At 48.0% G+C, this 25,679-nt stretch carries 23 protein-coding genes; 11 read left to right on the forward strand and 12 right to left on the reverse strand.

Annotation, left to right across the window (positions count from 1 at the left end; translation table 11 throughout):
- Positions 1-36 precede the first annotated feature (36 nt).
- A complete protein-coding gene (fghA, locus tag F458_RS0112415; protein ID WP_018983754.1) occupies positions 37-879 on the reverse strand; it encodes an S-formylglutathione hydrolase in 843 nt (280 codons plus the stop codon).
- Positions 879-2,021 carry an S-(hydroxymethyl)glutathione dehydrogenase/class III alcohol dehydrogenase gene (locus F458_RS0112420; RefSeq protein ID WP_018983755.1) on the reverse strand — a complete coding sequence of 381 codons (1,143 nt, stop codon included), beginning with the start codon at positions 2,019-2,021 and terminating at the stop codon, positions 879-881. Before F458_RS0112420 ends, fghA begins: the two co-directional genes overlap by 1 nt.
- Positions 2,022-2,125: 104 nt before the next feature.
- Here F458_RS0112420 and F458_RS0112425 point away from each other — a divergent pair, with 104 nt between their 5' ends.
- The 3 genes from F458_RS0112425 to F458_RS0112435 are packed head-to-tail and all read left to right on the forward strand — an operon-like array spanning position 2,126 to position 5,257.
- Complete coding sequence (locus tag F458_RS0112425; protein ID WP_026294665.1) at positions 2,126-3,025, forward strand: acyltransferase; 900 nt, start codon at positions 2,126-2,128, stop codon at positions 3,023-3,025.
- A gap of 5 nt (positions 3,026-3,030) precedes the next feature.
- Positions 3,031-3,924: an acyltransferase gene (locus F458_RS0112430; RefSeq protein WP_018983757.1), complete on the forward strand. Its 894-nt coding sequence runs from the start codon at positions 3,031-3,033 to the stop codon at positions 3,922-3,924.
- Between the two features lies 1 nt (position 3,925).
- Entirely contained in the window at positions 3,926-5,257 is a 1,332-nt protein-coding gene (locus F458_RS0112435; RefSeq protein WP_018983758.1) for a mechanosensitive ion channel family protein, read from the forward strand.
- Between the two features lie 17 nt (positions 5,258-5,274).
- On the opposite strand, the gene F458_RS0112440 is transcribed toward F458_RS0112435, so the two are convergent.
- A complete protein-coding gene (locus tag F458_RS0112440) occupies positions 5,275-5,466 on the reverse strand; it encodes a hypothetical protein (protein WP_018983759.1) in 192 nt (63 codons plus the stop codon).
- A gap of 287 nt (positions 5,467-5,753) precedes the next feature.
- Between F458_RS0112440 and F458_RS0112445 the strand changes: the two genes are divergently transcribed.
- Entirely contained in the window at positions 5,754-6,545 is a 792-nt protein-coding gene (locus F458_RS0112445) for a DUF2884 family protein (protein WP_018983760.1), read from the forward strand.
- 54 nt (positions 6,546-6,599) lie between these two features.
- A complete protein-coding gene (locus tag F458_RS0112450; protein ID WP_018983761.1) occupies positions 6,600-7,409 on the forward strand; it encodes an NAD-dependent epimerase/dehydratase family protein in 810 nt (269 codons plus the stop codon).
- Here the strand turns inward: F458_RS0112450 and F458_RS0112455 are convergent.
- The 3 genes from F458_RS0112455 to F458_RS0112465 form a co-directional block, all read right to left on the reverse strand.
- Positions 7,406-8,848 carry a sodium-dependent transporter gene (locus F458_RS0112455; protein ID WP_018983762.1) on the reverse strand — a complete coding sequence of 481 codons (1,443 nt, stop codon included), beginning with the start codon at positions 8,846-8,848 and terminating at the stop codon, positions 7,406-7,408. The two genes, F458_RS0112450 and F458_RS0112455, sit on opposite strands and share 4 nt — an antisense overlap.
- A 187-nt stretch (positions 8,849-9,035) precedes the next feature.
- On the reverse strand, positions 9,036-9,770 hold the full coding sequence (locus F458_RS0112460; protein ID WP_018983763.1) for an SDR family NAD(P)-dependent oxidoreductase: 735 nt from the start codon (positions 9,768-9,770) through the stop codon (positions 9,036-9,038).
- A complete protein-coding gene (locus F458_RS0112465; protein WP_026294666.1) occupies positions 9,763-10,146 on the reverse strand; it encodes a thiol-disulfide oxidoreductase DCC family protein in 384 nt (127 codons plus the stop codon). The genes F458_RS0112460 and F458_RS0112465 overlap by 8 nt, the downstream gene beginning before the upstream one ends.
- 117 nt (positions 10,147-10,263) lie before the next feature.
- Between F458_RS0112465 and msrA the strand changes: the two genes are divergently transcribed.
- Entirely contained in the window at positions 10,264-10,803 is a 540-nt protein-coding gene (gene msrA / locus F458_RS0112470) for a peptide-methionine (S)-S-oxide reductase MsrA (RefSeq protein WP_018983765.1), read from the forward strand.
- A 2-nt stretch (positions 10,804-10,805) separates the two neighbouring features.
- Here msrA and F458_RS0112475 read toward each other — a convergent pair whose 3' ends face one another.
- Positions 10,806-11,999 (reverse strand): hypothetical protein, encoded by a 1,194-nt coding sequence (locus F458_RS0112475; RefSeq protein WP_018983766.1) that lies wholly within the window; start codon positions 11,997-11,999, stop codon positions 10,806-10,808.
- A 184-nt stretch (positions 12,000-12,183) separates the two neighbouring features.
- Here F458_RS0112475 and F458_RS0112480 point away from each other — a divergent pair, with 184 nt between their 5' ends.
- The 5 genes from F458_RS0112480 to F458_RS0112500 all read left to right on the forward strand — a co-directional run bounded on the left by F458_RS0112480 (position 12,184) and on the right by F458_RS0112500 (position 17,118).
- A complete protein-coding gene (locus F458_RS0112480) occupies positions 12,184-14,064 on the forward strand; it encodes a DUF7800 domain-containing protein (RefSeq protein WP_040610443.1) in 1,881 nt (626 codons plus the stop codon).
- Between the two features lie 20 nt (positions 14,065-14,084).
- Positions 14,085-14,624 carry a flavodoxin FldB gene (fldB, locus tag F458_RS0112485; protein ID WP_018983768.1) on the forward strand — a complete coding sequence of 180 codons (540 nt, stop codon included), beginning with the start codon at positions 14,085-14,087 and terminating at the stop codon, positions 14,622-14,624.
- On the forward strand, positions 14,624-15,412 hold the full coding sequence (locus F458_RS0112490) for a CLCA_X family protein (protein WP_018983769.1): 789 nt from the start codon (positions 14,624-14,626) through the stop codon (positions 15,410-15,412). The genes fldB and F458_RS0112490 overlap by 1 nt, the downstream gene beginning before the upstream one ends.
- 130 nt (positions 15,413-15,542) lie before the next feature.
- The gene (locus F458_RS0112495; protein WP_018983770.1) at positions 15,543-15,950 is read left to right on the forward strand and encodes an ExbD/TolR family protein; all 408 of its coding nucleotides are present in this window, start codon (positions 15,543-15,545) and stop codon (positions 15,948-15,950) included.
- A gap of 157 nt (positions 15,951-16,107) precedes the next feature.
- Complete coding sequence (locus tag F458_RS0112500; protein WP_018983771.1) at positions 16,108-17,118, forward strand: choice-of-anchor A family protein; 1,011 nt, start codon at positions 16,108-16,110, stop codon at positions 17,116-17,118.
- A gap of 12 nt (positions 17,119-17,130) precedes the next feature.
- Here the strand turns inward: F458_RS0112500 and F458_RS0112505 are convergent, their stop codons facing one another.
- The 5 genes from F458_RS0112505 to F458_RS19530 are packed head-to-tail and all read right to left on the reverse strand — an operon-like array spanning position 17,131 to position 25,480.
- Positions 17,131-19,488, reverse strand: a complete 2,358-nt coding sequence (locus tag F458_RS0112505) for a cellulose synthase subunit BcsC-related outer membrane protein (protein ID WP_018983772.1) — start codon at positions 19,486-19,488, stop codon at positions 17,131-17,133.
- Positions 19,485-20,513, reverse strand: coding sequence for a glycosyl hydrolase family 8 (locus tag F458_RS0112510; protein ID WP_018983773.1), 1,029 nt, complete (start codon positions 20,511-20,513; stop codon positions 19,485-19,487). The genes F458_RS0112505 and F458_RS0112510 overlap by 4 nt, the downstream gene beginning before the upstream one ends.
- Complete coding sequence (locus F458_RS0112515; protein WP_018983774.1) at positions 20,513-22,783, reverse strand: cellulose biosynthesis cyclic di-GMP-binding regulatory protein BcsB; 2,271 nt, start codon at positions 22,781-22,783, stop codon at positions 20,513-20,515. The genes F458_RS0112510 and F458_RS0112515 overlap by 1 nt, the downstream gene beginning before the upstream one ends.
- The gene (gene bcsA, locus F458_RS0112520) at positions 22,780-24,948 is read right to left on the reverse strand and encodes a UDP-forming cellulose synthase catalytic subunit (protein WP_269745207.1); all 2,169 of its coding nucleotides are present in this window, start codon (positions 24,946-24,948) and stop codon (positions 22,780-22,782) included. Before bcsA ends, F458_RS0112515 begins: the two co-directional genes overlap by 4 nt.
- 46 nt (positions 24,949-24,994) lie before the next feature.
- The gene (locus F458_RS19530) at positions 24,995-25,480 is read right to left on the reverse strand and encodes a hypothetical protein (protein ID WP_018983776.1); all 486 of its coding nucleotides are present in this window, start codon (positions 25,478-25,480) and stop codon (positions 24,995-24,997) included.
- Positions 25,481-25,679: the final 199 nt, after the last annotated feature.

Here is a 25,679-nt window from a genome sequence, read left to right on the forward strand (position 1 = left end):
CAAATAAAAAGGGGCTGATATCAGCCCCTTTTTTAGTCAGATAAGCCCAAGGTGACTGGCGTGAAATTGTAAGTGCTCTTCAATGAACGAGGCGATGAAAAAGTAGCTGTGATCATAGCCTTCATGCATATTGAGCGTAAGTTGCGTGTCAGACTGTTGGGCAGCGTTCACCAACGCCTCTGGTTTAAGCTGCTCGGTCAAAAACTGATCGCCGCGCCCCTGTTCCACTAACAAAGGAATATAATGCTGCTTTTGCGCAAGTAAGTAGGCAGCATCATATTGTTGCCAGTTGGCCTTATCCTCGCCCAGATACGCACTAAATGCTTTTTCACCCCATGGGCAATTCATGGGGTTAGCCACTGGACTGAAAGCCGACACTGAAACGTAGCGCTCAGGTTCATTCAAACCGACCACCAATGCACCATGACCACCCATGGAGTGACCGCTGACAGCCCGCTCGCCGGTCACCGGGAATTCAGATTCCACCAACGTCGGCAACTCTTTGGTTACATAATCATACATCTGATAATGATCTTTCCACGGTGACTGCGTGGCATTGACGTAAAATCCTGCGCCAAGCCCCATATCGTAAGCGCCATCTTCATCATCAGGCACATCGTCACCGCGAGGGCTGGTATCAGGGGCGACTATCGCCATGCCTAATTCTGAGGCAAGTCTCATGGCGCCAGCTTTCTGCATGAAATTTTCATCTGTACAGGTCAGGCCCGATAACCAGTAAAGCACCGGAACAGGATTCTCCTGAGAGGCAAATGGCGGCAGAAAAACAGCAAACGTCATTTCGCAGTTTGTTGAATCCGAGGCATGTTTGTAACGGCGGTGATGCCCGCCAAAAGCCCTGTTTTCAGAAATCAGCTCCATTAACTGGCCTCCACTTCATCAAAATACACTACTGTGCGGATGCTTTTTCCCTCGTGCATTAGGTCAAATGCTTCATTGATATCTTTAAGCTGTTTGGTATGGGTAATAAAGGTTTTTAACGGAATTTCGCCATTCAAATATTGCTCCACCATTCCAGGTAGTTCAGAGCGTCCTTTTACGCCACCAAACGCAGAGCCGCGCCATACTCGACCGGTAACTAGTTGAAACGGACGGGTTGAGATTTCTTTGCCGGCACCGGCCACACCGATAACGACAGATTCACCCCACCCTTTGTGGCAACATTCCAGCGCCGAGCGCATCACATCAACATTACCAATACATTCAAAAGAGTAGTCGACACCGCCGTCGGTCATCTCCACAATGACTTCCTGAATAGGTTTGTCGTAATCTTTAGGATTAATGACGTCAGTGGCACCAAGCTGTTTAGCCAGTTCAAATTTATCTTCGTTGATGTCGATGGCAAGAATTCTGCCGGCCTTAGCCATCGTAGCGCCAATAATTGCAGACAAGCCGATTCCGCCTAGACCGAAAATGGCAATGGTCGCGCCCTCTTCTACTTTGGCAGTATTAAGAACTGCACCTATACCGGTGGTCACGCCACAGCCCAGCAAACAAACCTCATCAAGGGGAGCTTCTTTGTTTACTTTGGCCAGCGAAATTTCCGGCAGCACGGTATACTCAGAAAACGTCGATGTGCCCATAAAATGGTAAATCGTCTCGCCATCTTTAGAAAAACGCGTGGTGCCGTCGGGCATCAGGCCCTTGCCCTGTGTGTCACGAATCTTGCCGCATAAGTTGGTCTTGCCCGACTTACAGAACTTACATTCGCCACATTCAGGGGTATACAGGGGAATAACATGGTCGCCCGGTTTGACTGACGTAACCCCTTCTCCTACAGACTCTACAACGCCGCCGCCTTCATGACCCAAAATTGAGGGAAACGTACCTTCAGGATCATCACCGGAAAGCGTGAAAGCATCGGTGTGACAAACACCACTTGCCAATACTTTAATTCTTACCTCACCCGCTTTTGGCGGCGCAACTTCTATTTCTTCTATAGAAAGCGGCTTGCCGGCCTCCCAGGCCACTGCTGCGTTACATTTAATTGGTTGACCTTCCATCGTTCTCTCCGGTGTTTATGTATTTGCTTATTACCAGTAAACGGTCTATCGGCTTTTGGTTCAAGTTCGTTTACACTAAGCGCCAAATAAAAGAGGTGAATGCCATGCTCAAAAACCTTAGCCATCATTTACTTGGCGTTGTTTCGGTAACAATTTATTTTATCAATACTGTTGTGTGGGCCACGCCCATTATTCTGTTTTCGGTTTGCAAACTGATTCCTGTGTCATGGTGGCAGCGGTTCATTACTTATCTGCTGGATAACTGTGCCACCGCCTGGATAGGCGTAAACAATTTGAATCAGCGTTTGTTAAGCAACACGACATGGCACGTCAATGGCCTTGATCAGTTGACGCTTCACGACTGGTATCTGGTAATTGCCAATCATCAGTCGTGGGTCGATATTTTGGTGCTCCAACGGGTTTTCAACCGCAGGATACCGTTTTTAAAGTTTTTTTTGAAAAAAGAGCTCATTTGGGTACCTATTCTTGGACTGGCGTGGTGGGCGCTGGATTTTCCATTCATGCGTCGTTATACCAAAACGTTTCTCGCTAAAAATCCACACATGAAAGGCAAGGATATGGAAACCACGCGCCGCGCCTGTGAGAAATTTCGCTATAAACCGGTCAGCATTATGAACTTTGTCGAAGGCACACGTTACACCAAAGCCAAGCATGATGCGCAGGCTTCGCCTTTCGAGCATCTGTTAAAACCCCGCGCCGGTGGTATTGCATTTGTGCTTTCTGCCATGGGTGACCAGTTGCACAAACTGGTTGATGTTACCATTGACTATCCTGATGGTGTCCCCTCTTTCTGGGACTTTGTCAGTGGCAAAGTAAAGCAGGTTCGGGTAGAGGTATCGGTGATGCCGATCAAAGAAATTGTAGAGGGCGGCTTTTTCAGTGACTCCTACTTTTCTGACCCTGAACAACGCGCACAGTTTCAGCAATGGCTCAACAGCCGCTGGGCTGAAAAAGACGCGTTACTGAAAACACTAAATTCATAAATATTATGTTAAGAGATGTACTTGCCCCTTTTATCTTCGTGCTTCATACCACGCTGCAAATTTTAAATCTGGCGCTATGGGGTTCGGTGATTATCGGCCTGGGGTTACTAAAGCTTTTAGTGCCCTTTAAGCGCTTTCGGCACGCACTTGCCAGCGTCATGCATTTTTGTATGTTTGCGTTTAGCAAAATAAGTGTCTGGATGATCTATTTTTTCAATCCTGTCACTATAGAGCGCCGCTTCAGTGCCCCAGTTTCATCGCAAAGCTGGTACCTTATTGTCGCTAATCATTTGAGCTACCTGGATATCATTGTGCTCATTGAGCTTGCCGCCGGTCGCTTTCCCGCGCCTAAATTTTTCCTGAAAAAAGAGCTTATCTGGCTGCCATTTGTTGGGCTGGGCGCCTGGGCACTGGATATGCCATTTATGCGACGTTACTCGCGAGACTATGTCGCCCGAAACCCGCATTTGGCCGGAAAGGATATTGAAACCACGCGCCGGTATTGCGAACGGTTTATCGAAACACCAACTACCGTCATTAACTTTGTCGAAGGCACCCGGTTTACGCCGGCCAAACATGCAGCGAAACAAAGTGTATATACAACATTACTTCCGCCTAAAGCCGGTGGTATTGCATTTACCATGGCGACAATGGGTGATCTGTTTACCAACATTCTGGATATTTCACTGCTGTACCCGGATAACCGCAAACATCCGATGATGGCTATGCTCAGCGGCAAAATGCGACGTATCGTTATTGACGTCAACGTGCTTGAAGTGCCACCACATATAAAGGGCGATTACTTTCAGGATGAACAGTTTAAAAGTCAGTTCCAAAGCTGGCTGAACCGGTTGTGGCAGGATAAAGACCAGCGTATTAAACAATTTATGGAGAAATAGCGTGGATTTAAGTGAATCGGCCCGGGATTTATTCCTGACAGTAATACATAAATTGTTGCCTTCGGTGACCCCAGATGACCCGCTTTTCAATCTGATTGCGACAGGTACGATTGTGCTTGCTGCCATGGCCATTTATCTGCCTATTCGGATTGTGTTTCGGCTTTATATTGAGCGGCTGGTTAAACGAACGCGCAGCGGCTGGGATGATGCTCTTTACAGGCATGGCTTTTTCAGACGTCTGGTTCACCTGGTACCGGCACTTATCATTTTCTCGTTCACACCCGTTCTGATTCAGGAAGAAAGCGCCTTTTTCGGACTCCTGATCAAGCTATCTTTGCTGTATATGATGATGGTGGCGCTGCTCGCGATATTTGCTGTGCTGTCTACTCTGGAAGACATGTATAACGCTTCCTACCTGGCTAACCGTGCGCCCATTACCGGCTTCATTCAGGTTGCAAAGCTTATCTTTACGATTATTGTGTTGCTGTCGTGCGTTTCCATCATCATCGAACGTAATCCACTGTTTATTTTATCCGGTGTTACAGCGTTGGCAGCGGTGCTATTGCTTATTTTCCGCGATACCATATTAGGTTTCGTGGCGGGTATCCAAATTGCCGCCAACCGCATGTTCAAAAACGGCGACTGGATTCAAATTACAAAGTTTGAGGTGGATGGCGAAATCAGAGAGATAGGCCTGACCAATGTAAAAGTACAGAACTGGGACATGACCATTTCAACGCTGCCTACTTACTCATTAACGAATGAAGCTGTTCGCAATTGGCGCGGTATGCAGGAGTCGGGCGGCCGGCGGATTAAGCGGGCGATCCACATAGATATTCACTCGGTGCGTCTTTGCGATAAAGCTATGCTTTCCCGCTTCGCCAAAATCCGCCGTCTTACCGACTATATCAATGGCAAGATGGAAGAGCTCAGGGCTTACCACAAAGACGAGAACATTGATGAAACCGATTTACTCAACAGTCGTAAGCTGACCAACATAGGGACATTTCGCGCTTATCTCACCGCGTATCTTAATCAACATCCGAAGGTTAACCACACCATGACCATTATGGTTAGGCAGTTACCGCCTACTGAATTGGGGATACCGCTTGAGCTGTACTGCTTTTGTACCGAAAAAGCCTGGGTGGATTACGAAAGCATACAAGCTGAAATTTTCGACCACGTAATGGCAATGTTGGATTTATTCGATCTTCGTGCCTATCAGCGGGACAGTCACTTACTTGCCTGGAACGCAAACCGGGCGATGCCGGCTAAACAACTTGACCAATACAAAATGACCGACGAGCCTGACAAGCAAAAGAGCGACGCGTGAACGCGTCGCGCTTCTGATCAGGCGAGTGCGTAACCCATAAGTAATGAGACCACCAGCCCTGATATACCAAAAAAACCATATTCGATCTTATGTTGCATACCTTTTGCGCCCGCTCCGCCACCCATAAATCCCATAATTATACTGGTCATGCCCAGTACAAAAGCCAGCAATCCTATACCAAAGCCTATGGCACCTATCCACTCACTCATAAATCTGCCTCACATGTAAAAGCACGACCAGACGTGCATCTAACTCATTAATATTGGTGCTTTATTATGCACTATCGTAGTTAATTTTAATATTTTACCGAGTGAAATCTTTATGTTTTTTGCGTTAGCGCAAAATTTCACAATTTAGTGAATTTGGCCAACTTATTCGCTCACTATCAACCTCTCACATTGAACAGAAACGTATACCTTTGATAATTATAGCTTTTAAATATGGCACGTCACGTGCTCTGTAATCCTGAAAATGGGTTTGTTAAAAAGGATATGAAATGAAACTTCGCACATTAACACTAGCGCTATCAACACTACTTTCGACTACCGCAATGGCACATGACAACGAATGTAATGTCGATATTCAGGGGAATCTTGAGTACAACGATAAACTGATCACGGTTGAGATGGACAATGGTCGCATTATGAAGATTTCACCCGACAATACGCTGACTCTGGATGGCCAAACGGTTTTATTGAACGACGATCAGCAGGATGATGTAGAAGACTATCGCGAAGCTATTGATGAAGCGGTACCCATGACCGTTAACCTTGTTTCAGACAGCATCGAACTGGCCGGCACCGCTGTGGGCGAAGTATTCGGCAAGTTGTTGGGTCCGGATGATTCAATGGTAACTGACTTTAAAGCAACCCTGAGCGATATGCGCAGTGAGATGGAAAACCATTTTTATACCGACAACGGCAGTATCCGGGTTACCAAAAATGATTTTGACGGCGATGGCTGGTTTGACAGCACCTGGGAGAGCAAATTCGAAGAACGTATTGAGGACATGGTTACTGAAGCCACCGGTAAGCTGCTAGTGGCAATTGGCTCTCAAATAATGAGTGGTGACGGCGACATGGATGATTTTGAAACACGCATGGAAAACTTCGCGGAAAACCTCGAAGAGCAACTGGAGAGCAAAGCTGAAACCATTGAAGACCAGGCTGAAACGCTATGTCGGGTACTGCGTGAGGCTGATAAAGCTGAAGGCCGCATGCAAGCCTCCATTCCCGGACTCGAAGAGCTTGATTTGCTGAATATCAAATACGACAGTGATCGTATGTAAGCAAACGCTGTAAACATGCTAGGATATCAGTACAACTGACGAGCGTTGAATAGCATGACTACACTCACTCTTTGCGGATGCGGCTGGCTGGGTAAACAACTGGCTGCCGCCAATCCTGATGCCACGCTGATTGGAACGACACAAAGTGCTGATAACTTTGCTGCATTGTCTGATTACAATGTCAGACCTTTGCAATTTTACTTAGGCGACAATTCCGCTCCAATTGCCCAGGCAGCCAGTGGTAGTACGGTGGTCCTCAATATCCCGCCTGGCGCACGTAAAAAGCATCTGGATCCGAATTTCCTGCCAGCAATGTTAGCCCTTATCGACGATTTTTTTTCCTGTGGCGCGCAACGTCTGATTTTCATCAGTACCACAGCGGTTTATGGGGAACAGGATACAACGGTCACCGAAGAAACTCCCACTGATGCGGTCACCCCTTCTGGCAAAGCCCATGTGGCTATCGAAAATCATCTTATGGAGCATTACCGCCAGCAATCAGCAGTCTTTAGATTAGCTGGTTTGGTTGGACCGTCACGGCACCCGGGCCGCTTTCTGGCCGGACGTCAAATGGACAAAGGTGAACAGGTAGTGAATCTTGTCCATGGTGAAGATGTTTGTCGGGCAATCAACCACTGGCTTGCTAAACCCCGCTATGGTGAGATATTTCACCTGTGTAGCAATGAACACCCCAAAAGAGGGGATTATTACCGCGATTACGCACTGCACTGGTCACTGCCGCCACCTGAATTTAATCCGGATTACAGCACATTAGCCCCAAGCGGTAAGACCATCGATGCGCACAAAAGCTGGCAGAAACTGGGGCTGACGCCAACATTTGCCAGCCCCTATGACATGCTTTAACTAAACAGTGACGAAATGCCTGCATACAACGAGTAGTCGAAGTATTTCAGACATACTGTGTTGATGAAAATGGCTAACAGTATTACCGGAATAAAGGTGCCAAGGGATATATCCACATAGCGTTCAAAAAGGCTACCTTTATAGTTGGGAGCGCCTTCGTGCAAAGCCTCATTGAAGTTATGGCGCTTCCATCGATAAATAACAAATATACATATCAAAAAGCCGTTGAGCGGTAAAATAGTGTCGTAGAAAACATCGTATATCACATCAAAAAATGATTTAGATGTTCCGGCATAGGTGGTAAATGAGGTAAAGAAATCCACAAAGCCAAACGACAGAGCGCAGAAGCAGCCAAGCGCTATCAGTAGGATCCCCAACAGACCCAATGCCTTTTTCCGACTCACGCCCTTTTCATCCATTAGAGCAGCAACCGGTACTTCAAAAATCGACACCAGCGATGTAATTGCGGCAAAAAATACCAGTAAAAAGAATACGCTGGCTACAATTGATGCGCCCAGATACCCAATACTGGTTTGCATCGCCAGAAATATCTTTGGCAGGAATGTAAAAATCATACCGATAGACGAGTCGCTTAATTCAGCAGGATTTGTGTCGGGATTAAAAGAAAAGATTGCCGGCAAAATCATCAGGCCCGCGGTAAAAGCTACCGCTGTGTCAGTTATCGCCACCAGCTTAGCAGAGTTGGGCACATCGGCTTCTTTAGCGATATAACTGCCATAAGTAATCATAATTCCCATACCCAGAGATAATGAGAAAAACGCCTGAGCAAGCGCCCCATTAATTACGGAGGCATTGATTTTGCTAAAGTCTGGAATCAGATAGAATTCCACACCGGCCATGGCGTTATCTCGGGTAAGTACAAAAATCACCAGCACCAATAGCATAATAAATAATGAAGGCATGAGCAGTTTGGCTGCTTTTTCGATACCTTCTTTCACCCCACCTTGCAAAATGAGGTAAACCACGCCCGCCACACCGGCCATGTACAAAAATATTTTGGGAGAGTTAATAAAGTTACCGAATGTTTCCGGGCTCGCCAATACATCCAGGTCGCCCGTGACCGCTTCAAACAAATAACCAAATATCCACACGGTAATAACCAGATAAAACACCGCGATCATGAAAGGCGTGAGAATTGATAGCCACCCGGCAATTTTCCAGCCGGTTTTGTTGCCACTAAGTTCATTGTAGCTGCCCAATGGGTCTTTGCGAGCATGCCGCCCTACGGTCATTTCGGCCAGCATTACGGGCAAACAAATAGCAAAAACAAATATGGCATACATCAGTAAAAATGCACCCCCACCGTTTTTCGCTGCTCCTACTGGAAATCCCACGAGGTTTCCTATGCCCACGGCTGATCCTGCTGCAGCAAGAATAAAACCGAGGCGCGATCCGAACTGTTCTCTGGCGCCGCTCATATACAGCTTCCCCTCAACGTTTGTTATTTGTTGTTTTGTTTTTCCCGGCCTGTTTTTTTGTTTTTAAGGATACGTCATTACTGGGCATACGCCCCGCAGGCTCGCTCCGGCCAGGTTGTTCAAAATGGTAACAGCAGTCAATGAAAAAGTCTTGAGTTATAGCGCACTCTTGGCGGCGCTAAGCGTATCACCAGGTTACCACTTTGTGGTCCCAGTCGAGAAAATAAGGGCTTTGCTCGGCGCTAAGGTCAGGCAATACAGACAACAGTTGGGATACGGTAAACGCAGGCGAAAACAGCTTTTCTGGCTTAACATTACGTTGAAAGGGTTCAGAAAGCCGGGTATCCACCGTGCCCGGATGATAACTCAGCAAGGTGGTAGATTTTGCCCGCCGCCCGTATTCAACCGCCGCGGTTTTCAACAACATATTCAGCGCCGCTTTTGAAGCCCGATAGCCGTACCAGCCGCCCAGCTGATTGTCACTTATACTGCCTACCCGGGCGCTAAAGCAAACGATCTGGCTGGTGTTATCACTCATACGATCCACCAAATGCTTCAACCACAGTGTAGGCACCACACTATTGACGTGAAAATACCGGAGCAGCTGGTCATTATAAATATCTTCCAGGCGCTTTTCCGGCTCTATATTGTGACCATCCACCTCACCGTGAAGGATGCCAACGGTACTAATAGCTGTCCGTACTTTTTCATTATTCTCATCTAAGCGACGACAAAAGTCGTCAATGGCTTTCTCGTCATCCGTACGCATATTGACGCAGATGACATTGCTGGCGACATCAGCAGATTGTGATTTGCGCGATAATGCATAAACAGGCGTGTCAGTGTGTTTTTCAGACAGTTGTTTCACTAGCTCGCGGCCAATACCGCCAGAAGCACCTATTACAATTATTACATCATTCATCTTTACCTCCACATTCGCATCCGCGTTTCTGGCCCGTTACCCAGTAAGAAATTTTGTAACGATGTTTGGCAAACAGTAAGTATGCCTTGTCCGCCACGTGGCGAATAACCGGCCAGCGCAGTGGTGCATACAGCCATCCCTTACCCACCTTTTTCCACGCAGCATGAGTCGCATCCAGCCCTTCTATCATAGTGCCGTCAGGCTGTCTGACATGGATTCGATTATTTAAATCATCCCAGTTTAAGTCAGGATAACGCTGGGTAAAGTCATCTTGTTGTATGTCTTCAAACTGAATTTCAGCGTGTTTGTCATGATGGCGTAAGTGGCGCATCTCGGTGCGACACAGCGGACAATGTCCATCGTAGAAAATTATCATTACCTGCACAGTTTTGGCGAAGTGGAACCATGTTATACGAATTAATTATTTGCCCGGATGACTTGTGAAGTAATAGGTTTGCCTCCACGTTGAGCGTAAAGCAACAGGAGAAATAAAATGGCAAATATTCAACAGGCAACGCTCGGTGGCGGCTGCTTCTGGTGTATCGAGTCTGCCTATAACAATGTAGAAGGTGTAGAACGCGCGCTCTCAGGCTATGCAGGCGGTCATACTGACGAGCCTACCTACAAAGCGGTATGCTCTGGTACAACCGGACATGCTGAAGTGGTGCGGGTAAATTATGATGCTGATGTAATCAGTTACCGGGACATTCTGGAAATATTTTTTGCTCTGCATGATCCCACTCAGCTTGACCGTCAGGGCAATGACGTTGGGCCGCAATACCGAAGCGTAATTTTCTATCATGACGATACGCAAAAGGCCGAAGCAGAAGCGATTATCGAAGAAATTAATCGTGATGAAATCTGGCCCAACCCGGTCGTTACCGAAGTGGTAGAGTTAAACAACTACCACCAGGCCGAAGATTACCATCAGGATTATTTCAAAAATAATCCCCAGAACCAGTATTGCGCCATGGTACTTGCGCCTAAGCTGGCGAAGTTTAAAAAGACCTTCGCCGACAAGCTACGTAAATAACGTCAGCTGGCTGCTGGCTTATCAAAGCCAAGCGCTTTCAGTGGAACTGAAAATAACAGTGGTGCCATCGCTTCATAGCGTGTTTGATTGCTTTGGCACTGCAAGTTTTTCATATAATTCACTTTCCAGGGATCGTTAATCAGCCATAATTTATCCTGCATGATGGTGATCCCTTCAATTGATGCATTATCCATGACCTCATGGGCGTCACACTGGTCGCTGAGCGTTGGCGCTGTAAACTGCATGGAAATTTTTCGCGGCATCTTTTCGCCCATGGGATCAAGCACCCACAGAACATCGTCATTGCGTGCCATCGCAAGCAAATAACCGCGCTCATCCACAGGATTATGATAGTACTCTAGCCCATTGAATGGATGGTTCCCCTGTTGCCATTGGGGCATCTGTATCGCTGGCTCATCGACACTGATAAAGTCGGTGGTGTCCCAAAAATCGTCATCCATGGTGACACTAAAAATACGTGGCTGCCCCTCGCTATCCTTCTCCAGCGCCAGATAGAGTGTGCCATTGGGGGCCAGAGCCATACCTTCAATGCCATCGTTAGGAAAATCCCCCACTTTCATCTGCCTGGAAAATTGCAATGGGCGCACCCGGGACATATACAGGTCGCCTTCACTGGTACGCTCAATCCTGACCAGTAACGTTGGATAATCGGTTGAGCCAGTATCCTTGTAACGCTTTTGACACCGGGGTGACAGAGCACCAGTGCGGGTGGCATCTTCGGTTACTGTATAAAAATAATCCGGCTGTTCGGGATCAGCGACTAATGCCTCAAGATCAGGCGCATCGGCCAGATAATCAGAAAAACAGCTGCGACGGACGCGACTTCCGATACGCATTTTTTCTGTTTTGGGTAACAGTGTGGCGTCGGCCGAATTGATTATATGTAACCTACGCTGTTGGTCACTGTCCGCGCTGGCGTCTGAAATTGAAACCAGCCTGCCCTGAGACACAGACAATCCTGAGGTTTGTGGATTACGCATGATCTGCCCATCGGCTTCGGTTATCCAGCGGCCTTGCACAGAGAGTGTTGACGGCGTTTCCGGGGAACTCGCCGACGCCGTTTTCGCCTGTTCAGGCTCTGAGCAGCCTGTCATCAGCACAAGGCCGAGCAAAGATGTAAATACCGAATACTTCATAGACATTGCTAATCTTAAATCTGAAATAATATTGATCATCGCCTTTTTCCGGCGTCTGCACAACCCGGACGAAAAAATCTTCTGAAAAGGCCTGCCAGCATCAGCGATGGTGCTCCTATGATGTAAATTTCGTAACATTATTAATGACATTGCCTGATGACAGAACGATGGCACTGACGGTAAGCTTCAGCAGTCTGATATTTTGTAAACGAGGAGCCCGGCTATCAGCAATTCATCCCTACCCTGTGTTGTCGCGGGGCCGATTTTGCGCCATGTAAGTCAGCAGTCGGTCACGGTCTGGCTGGTGACTTCTCACAGTAATGCGGCCAGTCTTACTGTCAGTGCGCAACAGACCGTGGCAGGCCAGTGCGAATCTCACCAGATAAGGGTGGGAGAATGTGCCTATATTCAACAAATCACAATGGTCATGACTGACCCACTCACGCCCGGTAAGTTGTATGAATATGCTATTTCATTTGCCGATAGTGAGGTCCAGCAACAGTGGCAAAAAGAATTGCCCGCTCTGCTTTATGAAAATCAACATGCTCTGAATTTCAGATTACAAACAACGCTTTCCAATGTGCTTCACGGCTCCTGTCGAAAACCGCATCATCCGGTTGATGATGCGTTGTTACGCGTCGATTCGCTGATTGCTGAAGAAAATGAACAGACCCCGCGCCCCGATATGCTGCTGATGACCGGCGATCAGGTTTATTGTGATGATGTGGCCGGCCCGATGCTTCAGGCTGTTGAACAGGTAGTAGAACGACTGGGGTTGTTTCACGAAGATGTAGACGGTGCGGTTATCGAAAATACCGCACAGCTGAATGCGCATCCGTCCAATTACTACGAGCGGGAAAAGTTGCTGCCGCAAATTGAGCTGAATACAGCCTTATCTAAATTATTTTTCGGGGCCAAGAAAAAGCCGGTATTTACCTCCACCAATGCGCACAACCATCTAATTTCACTCTCTGAAGTCATCGCCATGTATTTACTGGTATGGTCCGATGTACTGTGGAAAGATATTACGCTGGATAAGACCAGAGTTGCTGAAAAGTATCAAAGTCAATTTGCTGACGAACAGTCTGCAATTGAAGCGTTTGCGCAAGGGCTAAAACGTGTCAGAAGAGCCTTAGCGCACATTCCTGTCTACATGATTTTTGATGATCACGATGTCACTGACGACTGGAATCTGACACGCGGCTGGGAAGAGCAGGTTTATGGAAACCCGCTGTCTCGCAGAATGGTAGGTAATGCATTAATTGGCTATTGGCTTTGTCAGGGCTGGGGGAATCAGCCAAATAAGTTTGACGCTATCCTTACTGCAGCCAAACAGCAGTTTACCGACCAGGGGCTGCAAAATCATGATGACTTCATTGATACATTGCTGGATTTTGAACACTGGCATTACACCCTGAACACGTCACCACCACTATGTGTACTGGATACACGAACCCGTCGCTGGCGCTCGGAGTCAAGCCTGAATAAACCTTCCGGTCTGATGGACTGGGAAGCGTTATGCGAGTTTCAGCAGGAAATAATCGGTAAAAAGTCTGTGATCGTGGTCTCTGCTGCCCCCATTTATGGGGTGAAATTCATCGAAGCGGTACAAAAAATCTTTACCTTCTTCGGTAAGGCATTGACTGTGGATGCAGAAAACTGGATGGCGCATAAGGGTACAGCCAATGTGATACTGAATATTTTCCGCCATTACAAAACGCCACCGTCATTTATTATCCTGTCCGGCGATGTACACTACTCGTTTGTTTACGACGTGCGCCTGCGCTTTAGCCGAAATAGCCCGCATATTACTCAGTTTACTTGCAGTGGACTAAAAAATACCTTCCCTGACAAACTGCTGCAAAAGCTGGAAACGCTCAACAGCTGGCTGTACGGCAGACGTTCCCCACTGAACTTCTTTACCCGGCGCCGGCAAATGTCAATCCGTCCACGGGCGCTGGAGGAAAAAGGCGCAGATACATTGCTAAATCACAGTGCAGTGGGCCAGCTCATTTTACAAAGCGACGAAGAACCCGTAATTTGCAGGGCTTTGTGTGGCGACCAGGACACGGTAGAATTTCCGCCTGGCCACGACAGCGATTAACAATTAAAGAGAGAAAGATAATGAGCGAACCTGCCCTTTCTATCGGTTTATTTTATGGCTCTACCACCTGCTATACAGAGATGGCCGCGGAAAAAATTCAGGCGCAACTCAATAGCCTGTTTGATGAACAAGTAGTCAGTATTCACAATATTCAGGAGGTGAATCTCAACAAGTGTGAGCAATACGATATTCTCATATTTGGCATCTCTACCTGGGATTTTGGTGAACTGCAAGAAGACTGGGAATCTCATTGGGAAGAAGTTTATCAGCTCGCGCTGGGTGATAAGATTGTGGCGCTTTACGGTCTGGGTGACCAAATTGGGTACACTGACTGGTTCCAGGATGCGTTGGGCATGCTACACGATGCCATCCTGCCAAGTGGCTGCACTATTATAGGCTACTGGCCAAATACCGGTTATGAATTCGCCCAGTCCAAAGCCCTTACTGAGGATAAAAGCAGTTTTGTGGGTTTGAGCCTGGATGACGAAAATCAGTACGATTTAACTGACGAACGCATTGAAACCTGGTGCCATCAGTTACTTGAGGAACTGGGACAGTAGTGAGCGTTTCAGGTCGCCTGCATCGCGAATATTTTCGCAATGGCCCTTCCCACCGGGATGGAGCGGATGTCAGTTTTCAGGATATTCGAAAACTGTTCAACTTTGCCAGTATCACCGTTGGACGCTGGGTAACGCCTCAGGAACAGCAACTTGCGGCCAATTTATTTTTTGATGCTCTGTATGATTTAGCCGATATTTTGCAAGTCTCCGAACCGGTGATATCACTTAATGGCTCACTTGCACTGGCATTTGGTAGCGGCGGGCAAAAACACAGCAGCGCCCATTATAATAGCCAGAAGCGCCAGTTGGCTCTGGCCAAAAATGCCGGCGGTGGTGCATTGGCACATGAGTGGTTTCACGCCTTTGACCATTATATTGCCGGCAAGGTCTTTGCGGGCCTCGACCACGGCCATTTCGCTTCTCAATCCTGGTTAGACGATGTACAAGTGGTTGACCATCCGCTTAATCATTTACTCTGCGGCTGCTTCAAATTATTATTTTTAAACGATCAGGGATCCCCCAGCGATTATGTAAAGCGATCTATGGAAGCTGACCGCGCGTTAAAAATATATTATTATGCTATGCCTCAGGAGATGGCGGCCCGGGCGTTTGAAGCGTGCATTCAGGACCAGTCGGTTAAGAATGCGTTTTTGGTTCAGGGCACAAAAATGTCAACAGAGGCTAGACTTGGCATTTATCCTCATGGTAATTTGCGATCTCAGGTAAACCAGCAATTGATGAGTTACTTTTATCAGTTGGGTAAAGCGATAGCCCGAAAACCTTCATAGAGTGTTTACAAACGGGTGTTAGCCAGCAACAAGTGTTAATCAGACACACAAGTTTTCACAAAAAGGTTAAAATTTTTGTGAGCAGGCAGTATACTAGTGTGTTCAAACTTTAGAGAAGAAAGAAGACAAGATGAAAAGAAAAAAGCATACATCTACTGAGGACGAGGCTCAGGTTGACATGACCCCCATGTTGGACATTGTGTTCATCATGTTGATCTTCTTCATTGTTACCACGTCTTTTGTTAAAGAGAAGAGCCTGGACGTTAGCCGTCCGGAAGACAACCAGTCGAATAACAACGAGCCCTCAAAATCGCTTTCTATTCGAATAGACGAAACCGGTCAGATTTTTATGGGTGGCCGAGAAGTAGATATTCGCCGAGTGGTTGCTAATGCGCAAACATTCCTGGCTGAAAATAATACTGACACTGCTGCTATTCAGGCTGCAGAAGACACCGAGGAAGGTGTGGTTGTTGAAGTGATGAACCAGGTGAAAATCGCGGGTATAGACAAAATTTCTGTACTGGTGAAAAAAGGCTGATCTTAGCTTTTATAACCTGCAAAAAGCGCAGCCAAGGCTGCGCTTTTTTTGTTTATACTGATTAAAAAATCTGGCCTTTCATCTACTTAACTATTAAAATCTCAAAAGCTTAAAATTTGTACGCCGGCTGATTTTATCTCAGCGGCAGGGAGTTGTTATGAACGCTTTTAAACAAGGGATCGTTTCTGCGGCGCTTGCCTTGGCCTCCTTTACTGCATCAGCCAGTCCGTTTTATTTAGGTGAAGCCGCTGACTTCAATGCCTATATTCTTGAAGATATGCAAGGATATTCATCAGATGTAGAAGGCCGTCTCGCTGTAGGTGGTAACCTTACTCTTAAAGATTACGGACTTGGCCTACAACTTTCTGATAACAGCTCAAAACCGGTTCTGGTTGGTGGTGGCGATGTTACAATGCGGAACGCCCGGATATACAACGGCGCCGCCACTGCTGCTGGCAATATTGATATTGATGAGTCCGTAGGTCTTTATAACGAACCGGGCACGCCCGGCACTCAGCAATTTTACCAGTCTAACGCTTTCGATTTTGCCGCAGCAAGTGCTGAGGTTGTGTATAAATCGTCGTTGTGGGGAGCTTACAACACCACCGCTGATGTGATGGTAGGCGCTAATGGCGACGATGTTTACGGTCTTAGTTTCAGTGGCACTAATGATATTAATATTTTTTCCATCGACGCCCGGACGCTTTCAGATCCAAACAAACGTATTATGATTGATGTGCCTGAAACCAGTTACACCATTATTAATGTTACCGGCGAAATGGTAGAGCTCTTTAATACCGGCTTCCACTTGAGCAATGGCAATAAATTTCCGGATAATGATTCCAATGGTCCGGCGAGTGAGCGTCATAGCGGCCTGTACAATGAGAGTGTCTTATTTAACTTTGTCGATGCAACATCTCTGGTTATGCATGGTATTGGATTTAAAGGCAGTATTCTTGCTCCCCTGGCGGACATGACATTTTATAATGGTCATATAGACGGCAATCTTATTGTGAAAAGTCTGCGGTCGGATGCTAATCAACAAACCGGACAAATTAACAACTACAGCTTTTTGGGTTTTAGTGAAATAAATGAGCCTGCTACGGCAGTAATATTGATGGCTGGCGGAGTCTTATTGTTGCGGCGCAAGAAAAAGACAGCAATTTAAAAGCCAGAATATTTAGAAAACAAATCCGGATTCTGCCGGGTCGTTAAGTAGCAGCGTGTCGCTGGTTACCCCCTGGACGCCTCCGGCATGCCAGCGGATCTCTACGCCGGCCCGGGTAGACTGATAGGCCACTGCATGAGCTCGTTGCAGATAACCTGCCACCAGCCAGTGAGGCGTAATCTGATACTGCCCTTGCGCAGTCAACTGCCCTGCCATTCCCTGGCTTGTGTTTTTTTCGATTACCCGCTCCGGCATTTTGGCTCTGGTCTGGCGCAACGGGAAACGTGATGCCTGCGCTTCGGTTATCCAATTGTAGCCAGCATTAAGTGAAAGTTTGGCCTGCCACTGTTGGCCTTCTGTCGTGAGTAATTCTGTGAACAATCCCACGGACCATAGATTCCGGGGACTGAAATATCCTCCGTGTCCCCGTGTAAACCCTGAGCGGTTTTGGTCAAAGCCAGTCCAGCTTACATAGGGGCCCAACCTGAAATAATCGAGCTTCCCCGGAGCCAGAGCCGCTAAGTTCCTGCTTATGTCTAAGCGCAGACCATTATGTGTATTGGGGCGTGAGTACTTTCCCTCATACTCATCCCAGACAGCGCTTACCGACACCGCGTAATCAGGCTGTACCTGTTGCGAATAGAGCCATTTGGCCCCGGTTTTGTGGACGCCGCCAAATCCATTATCAGATGACTCTGTATAGGTTGACCCCATACTTAACAAACTATCCTCCACACGCAGGCGATAAAGGTTAACTGCGGTGACTGCTTCTGCTAAAAACCAGGTTGCCGATAATTGCCCTGTGACTCTGGCGGGGACAGGTTGTGAGAACAAAGCGTAATTGAGTTCCCCATAAACAGTTAAGTTCGGCATCTCATGCTGAACACTGGCGTGTAACCCGGTGTCTTCGAAACCAGAGATACCATTAAAAAGGGGCCCAGAGGGGCCATCTCCAAACCAGCTACCCGCCTCAGGCGCACCGCTGTATAACTGCTCATAGTCAAGCCGCACATCCCATCGCCACTGATTGAGTGTATCGCCAAAACCAATATTCCCCTGCAGAACACCGAAGTTACCAAGCCCCGGCCGCCCGGAGCGCTGGCGTGCGCGAAGACCAGAATACACCGTACCCCCATGATGAGCTGGTGTGGTAACAGGCCCAGCATCGTATTGACCGGCCAGAATAAACTGTTTTCGCGCCCAGGCTTCATTGCTACGCTGTTTTTTTACCAGATGCTCAATCAGCGAAAAGCGATTAGCTAATGCTGGCACCTGTGCAGGCGCTGTCACATTGAGCAACGCCTGGGCAAAATCGTGGTTGTCAGGTTCATCTTCTAATAGATGTGTAAATGCATGGCGAGCTTGTTCAGCATCACCGGCCTCATAGGCCGCCCAGCCCACAAGAGCTTGCTCTGAGGCAGTCAGCGCTCTGATCTGTGCTAACTGTTCAGCAGGAGCCAGGCTAGGTTTGTAAGCACCGCGTTCGAAAAGCGTTGCCTGCTGACTGGCCCAGTAGTTTGCACATGTGGTAAGTAAGGTGGAATTACTGGTATGTTGGCAAGCCAGCTTCGCAGCCTGTAGCGACTGGCCTGAGCGCTCCAGACTGAACACCTGACCTTCTATGTAGCCAGACAATTGAAACAGCGTTAGTGCTTGTGGATAGTTGCCATGGTTAAACAGTTGCCACGCCTGACGGTTGATTTTTTTGTTGATGGCCAGAGCTGGATAACGGTGCCTAAGCGCTTTTATTTTTTCAACATCAAATTGAGACAAAGCCTGACTAACCAGCCCCATTACCGCCAGTGTAATGCCTTCACGAGACTTGACACCAGCTGTGAGGTGCAATGCCGCCTCGAATTGGGAAAGGGCTAAGTTAAACTGCTCACGGGCCAGGTATGTCCACCCCAAAAGATCATGCGCCTCAGCGTCGTCGGATACACTAGCCTCCTCATTAATCTGGCGAAGCATGACGTCATCTACATTTATTCGTTCTTGCGCAGGCATAGCTGCCAGTTGCTCAAACATCGTTCTTTTTGTCTGCATGCTCGCCTGCCCAGTCCCGGCCTCTGACCGTTGCTTTTCCGGCGGACTTTTAAGAATTGCCAGCGCAGTTGTAATGTCCTGAGAGGGTTGCCAGCCAGGATGCATATCAACCAGGCGTTCAAACTCCCGGACTGCAAGACGTTGCTGTTGCTGTCGAATGTGATACCACAGTCCGGTGGTGTCCGGCTCCTGGGCAACATTTTTTGCTGAGACTGGTGTGCTTTGATCTGTTATTACATTATCTTGCTGATAATCGGTTATAACTTGCGCAGTGCAAGGCTGTACGGCCAGCCATAGCGAAACCGCCACCAGGCAGGGGCGACTCATGGCGATTCCGTATCCATCAGCGCCAGCTGGCTGAGCATAATCAGACTGGCTGAGTAATAATCCTGCTCATCGCCAAGCATAATTTGCGGCTTCCTGACTGATTTTCCTGCCCGATAGGCAACCACGTCGGCCACAGTAGCCATACCTTTAGACCAGCTATGATCGGCGGTGTTGCCATTTTTGACATCCACGGTAGCTGGCACGGCTTGCTGATCGTAAAAATTTAGAAAAGAGCTTAACAGTGAATTATCAAACTGTTTTTGCCAGACCACATGCAATGGGATGCGACAGGCGTTATAACCATAGTCTGTATGCAGGGTGTTTTGCAGATGCAGCTCACCGTCTTTATAGCTGACCCAATCAGCCGGTAATTTCCAGTTGCCCCACCGGGCCTGCTTTAACAGGATTTGGCCCTGTTCACTGAGCTGCTGCCAGACTGGCTGGTTAGTAAGTGCGTAAAAGTCGGAAAATGCAGGAAAAATCCAGTACGACAAGTTCAGTTGCAGACCATCATCGTTCATAAACCCGGCTTCACCAGGCAACAACAAAGGTTGTCCCTGCCGGGTCACTATCAATTTGTCTTCTATGGCATTAAGGATCGTTATAGCCTGTTGGCGATAGGTTTGGCTCCCCCATACCTGGGCGGCACGGTAGAGGGCCCAGGCAATCAGCACATCGCCGTCGCTGGCGTTATTCGGATCATCCACGCAGGCTGCGCTATACTCAGGACAAGGCCGGTATCGCCAGCTGAACAGCCCATCATCACGTTGCAGGGTGACCCGTGTCCAACGCCATAGTTCATCAAAGCGGGTTTTATCTCCGGCAACGGCGGCAAACAGCATTCCATAGCCCTGCCCTTCACTATGGGATATACCGTCATTCCCCGTATCCACAATTCTGCCGTCTTCATAAAACCGCTGCGCAAATACCTGCCAATCCTTGGCAAAGGGCGTTTGGTTTTTTTCACTGCAACTAGTGAGCACGAGCCCGGCAATGATGATCAGCGCATAATTAAGCAACCGCATTACCACTGCTCCGTGATGGTCTGGTTACGTCGGCGCAGCAATACGGCGGCGATAAGTGTACTAAAAATAATGATGAGAGCCACACCGATTAACCAGTACCAGGGATTATTCGACATCCACATCCTTAATGCCAGCCAATCACTTCCCGGTTCACCCACTTCGAATTGTTCAGCAACCTGCATGGCTAGCAATGGCCTGTCCGCACTTCTCCAGCTGAAAAAATCACCGGCTAGTTGCCCCCATAAGCTCAGGCTCACCAAGTCATCGACTCGCTGAGTAAGCACAGCTGGTGTTTCTGCAGCAATAATATACACACTACCAGGGTCATCGGCAGCCGGGTTTTTTTGCGCCACCAGCACAGCCATATCGTTTAGACCGCTTTGTTGTTCTGTCATTCCCTGTATCCGCAGCGGTGAATGGTCGGTATCTTTTGTAACTTCTCGGATCCGGTTGTGCAGCTCGTTTTGCAAACGATAGGGCCAGCGTTTGGTAGCCGCTACTGACGCGTTATAGGTTGATGAAAAGCTATCGGGCAGTGTATCTGGCGTGGCCAGCACAATAGCATTACTGGTCAGCGTTTTCGGGAACTCAGCAAAAAGCTCAATATCAGGTAGCGGCGTGCCGGCGGTTTGAGCCAATTTAGCGATAAGTGTCAGCGCCGCGCCGGTCATGGCTTGATCGGTGAGATAAACACCAACCTGATTGGGATCGTTATATCGGGCAAATGGATAGGCGGTATCTTTAAACAGCTTAAGACTTGGCTGTGTGGCTACCTGACCAGCCGCCGGCAACGTGACGGAGGAGCTGTTGCTAATTTGAAAAATCAGGTGAGAGCCACTGATATTATCGCACGCCTGGCCGGTGACGGGCGCACGCTGAGTAACCACGAACGCAATATCGTTCATCCCGCCGTGCAGATGACGGGCCGGAACAGTCACTTGATAATCCTGAAAAAACTCACCATTAGGGGTATCTAGTGTTAATCCATGCACCAGTTCATCGTTTACCAGAATATTCATCATAGAACCTGGCCCAAACGCAGCGCCGTAACCAAAATCAAGGGTAAGATCTAAGCCAGCGTTTTCTGGTACGTAAAAGTCTGCCGGCAGCAATAGCTTAATGTGCTCAGAGAAACTGTTCTCACCGCGCATCGTAATATCGGCCTGCCCCAGCCGGGCGAATGTATAGGTAAAGCCAGGTTGTAGTATGTTGGTAGGCAGCGGCGATATGTCGGTGGTTTGTCTTAAGATAGTGGTATCTTCATCGGGGTTCAGCGTATCGTCCATCAAACCCAGCGTAAGCGCAGCCTGTTGAACCTGCTGAGCATTTTGACCCGAAACCACCAAACGGGTGGACGCTGCAACCAGTGTCTGGGAGCCGACTTTCAGCGCAGGTGTCTTTTCGATGCCTACAAATGCCCCGGTGATTCTTTGTTGAATTTCATTACCCAGGAAGGGCTTAAGGGCAGCCTTGGTGCCTATCAGTACATGCAGCCGCTCACCAGCCCCACGATTCCCCAGGTACCAACTGCTTTGGTAGTAGTTTTGAGAAAGCGCCTCATCCCATTGTCTGTCACCTGGCAGTTCAGGCGCCGGCGACGTTGCATCGACGCGCTGATAGCTGACCTTTAATGGCTTATATTGATTGCGTAGTGCCAGAGCCTGGGCAACCAAAGGTACACTCTGCGTGTAGCTTGCTTGTGTATCCCCCGCGGCGGTTACTAAAGTGACACTCTCCTGCCCCCCAATACCCGGTGAGAAAAACCCTGATAAATCCCTTAACAAAGGTTGCTCAACAGTATTTTCAGTAGTAATCGATAATGATGAGGCGTAAAGATTAATCTCACTCCATAGTTCCGGGGCGGAAGCGTCTACGCACTGATTCCCATAATGCTGGCTGACTGCAAAGGTCAGTGCGTTGAACCCTGACCGCCACAATTCTGTGGGGATAGCGACATCTGCACTGATATTGGGGCGCTCTGGATCCATATTGATCTGCCCGATAGTCGCATTATTAAAACGGACATTTAAAATGGAACGCGGTTTAATCAACGCCCGGGAACTTACTGCTTTAATTTTTATCGAGCTGGTGGTAACCGACTGCCCGGCCGCCAAGGGTATCGATAAGGTTGCAGCGGCCTGTTGTCCCTGTAATCGTAGCGTACTGTCTCCGGGGTAAAATGAAGACAGACGCTCTGATATAGTTTGCTCAGCAGCGGCGGCAAAACTCATCCACACCGCCAGTAACGCCCCTGTAAGTATGACTTTCATTTATTTGATCCCTGCACTTCTTTGTTTTGCGTCCAAAGACGCCTGAGCTGCATCCAGCTATGTTGAATGACAGGCCTGAAGCTTACTTTAAGCACATGTCTGAACCCGAACCAGTAGGAAATGGGACGCATTCTGCGCCGCTGGAAACTCTGCCAGCGACGGCTGTCCCCCATGGTATAAGCGATAATACTGTCCCATATTTTATCTGACTCACGGATAAACTGAAATCGCACGATGCCCGTTTCTCTATCATAAAATAGTAACTGACAGGGCAATATAACATTGGCTCTGGCCGATTCAGACCAACTGATGAGCGACACAAATTCAGGTAGCTGCTGCCATTTTGCCTGCAACCTGACTCTGGCTCCGCCTAACGACATATCCTGAATGTGCCCTACCCAGGCCCGCCCATCTTCACTTTGCAGCGTGACCTCGTCACTTGCTGGTAGTCGGGACTGTGCTCTGACCTGGCGGCGCTCCACCAGCACCCCCAGCACACTGATTAACAATATCAGATTGAACACATTCCATAGTAATACAACAACCGTCAGTTCCCGCGTGAGTGATTCATTAATCAGCTTATCAAGCCCGGCAACCGTGCCGGCCAATGTCAACGCTATAAGGGCATAAAATACTGAAGACAACGGCGAGATAAAGTTATCTTGCAAGCTGGCCCCTTTCGGCGTTACCACAAAAGAGGGCGCCTTACGATTGCGGAATACTTTGGTGAGCGCCCGAAAAGTGAAGATACACTGAAGTATTTCATAAAGCTCTGATACCAATGGCCATCGCGTGCGGCCAAAAAGTAAGGTCGACAACTGATAAGTCGCAATCACATGGGGAATTGTATAAGCCAGTATTTCCATCAGCGAGGCGCGATATATTTGTAATCCAAACACCAGATAGGCCAATGGCATGAACAAAAATATGATACGAGCAAAAGGAAACAGCCAGAAAAGAATCGAACTCAAATATCCAAAACGCTGAAACCAGGATAACCCGGTCGCGTTGTGAGGCTTTTTAAGTAGCAGAATTTGTGTCATGCCTTGCGCCCAGCGCATGCGCTGCTGAATAAATGCATCGAGGGTTTCGGGCGCCAGGCCACTGACCATTGGACGGTTAACATACACTGATTCATAGCCCCGGGCGTGCAAATCAAATGCGGTTTCGGCATCTTCGGTAACCGACTGACCAGACAGGCCTTCGACTTCATTCAGATGCGCCCGGCGTAGGACTGCCGCCGAACCACAAAAAAAAGACGCGTTCCAGAAATCGAGTCCACGCTGTATGGTCCCGTAAAACATATCGTTTTCTGACGGCATGCGCGTGAATGCGGAAAAATAATTGCGCTCAACCGGATCCGGATTAGCCATAAAATGGGGCGTTTGCACCAAAAATGTTTTCGGATTAGAAAGCATCCACGGCACGGTATAATTCAGGAAATCTGCGGTAGGAACATGGTCAGCGTCCAGTATGACGATTAGCTCACCACTGGTGAAATGCAGTGCATGGTTTACATTACCGGCTTTGGCTCGCTCATTTTTATCACGGCTCAGATAATTCGCCCCCACCCGCTCACACAGCAGTTTTAGTTTTTCTGCCCGCTGCGTCGCTTCTTGTGCAGCCATTTCATTTTGCTGTGAACGCTTTTGTAATGTTCCGCCATCATCCAACAGATAAACACGCAGCTTATCCGCCGGGTAATGCATTTGCTTCGCTGCCCGCAGCGTCACTTCAATGATATCTTCAGATTCATTATAAGTAGGCACCAGAATATCCACCGAAGGCAAGGTCTGTGGGTCTGTCTGGTCAAGAGTTTTATCTGGTCGGGCAAGGGGGTGAATATTGACCAGACAACTGATAAGGTGGGTAATCCCTGCGTATATTTCAGCCAGAAACAACAACCACATCCCAATCATGGAAAGAATGTCTGTCGTTTCCAGAGAGTAAAGTCCCCGCCACATCAGATAACGCAGCGTTAATGACAGACCCACCAGCAACGCAAACAAACGAAAATAGTGGCGATATTTATGGTAATGAGAGGATTCGATAGCGCAGAAATGGATAAGTAGTATCAGGCTGTAAGAAGCCACAATTTGCCCTGTCGAATCCATGGGAATCAACAACGCGATACTCAATACTATAAGGCAGAAAAGGAAAAACACATTAAAGCTTAAAAAAGCCTGCTTTCCTTTGTGGCTTCTTACCAAATCAGATGTCCGTCAGTAACACCCTGGTAACCGTCGTGTAGGTGCTGCGATTGATAAGCACAAGCGCGTCATCTTTATATTCAACTTCGTGATTGCTCTCGTAAAATTTACGGGACAGATAATCACGATGGCGGCGGCACTCCTTGCAAAAATAGAGACTGGCAGGCAGTGTAAGTATTCCCAGCAATATCACACTAACCTCTACAGCGAATACCCACGGCGGCAAAACAGGTGCTGTGTAAAGAGAAAAACTCAGCATTAATGTGGCTATCACTATAAGGGTGAGTGAAAATGCACGCAAGCGATTCGCCCGGTGGAGCGAAATTTCAGCCTTTAGTAGTAGGCTTAGCCTGCTTTTCCACCGCTGTTGAAGACTTTTCCCGGATACCTGACCATCATGCAGACGCACCCGTTCGCGGCGAAATAATGGTGTAACATTATTTGGCGATGTTACCGGTGTTGAATGCGATGTTCCATCACGTTGCATGAAGAAGTACCCTGACTTTACCTGCAACAAGTTTAAAAAAGATCTGGCTGACTATAAATTGCACAGGCAATACGCGGTTATAGCTTTCTATACCCGATTACTACCTTTGATGTATTGCCCTGTTGAACGCATCATAGCGGTTAGACGAATGATGGCAAAAGCTGATAAAAAATCAGAATTGTGACCCGCACAATCAAAT

This window comes from Salinimonas chungwhensis DSM 16280 (assembly GCF_000378185.1).
GTDB classification, from domain to species: Bacteria; Pseudomonadota; Gammaproteobacteria; order Enterobacterales; family Alteromonadaceae; genus Alteromonas; species Alteromonas chungwhensis.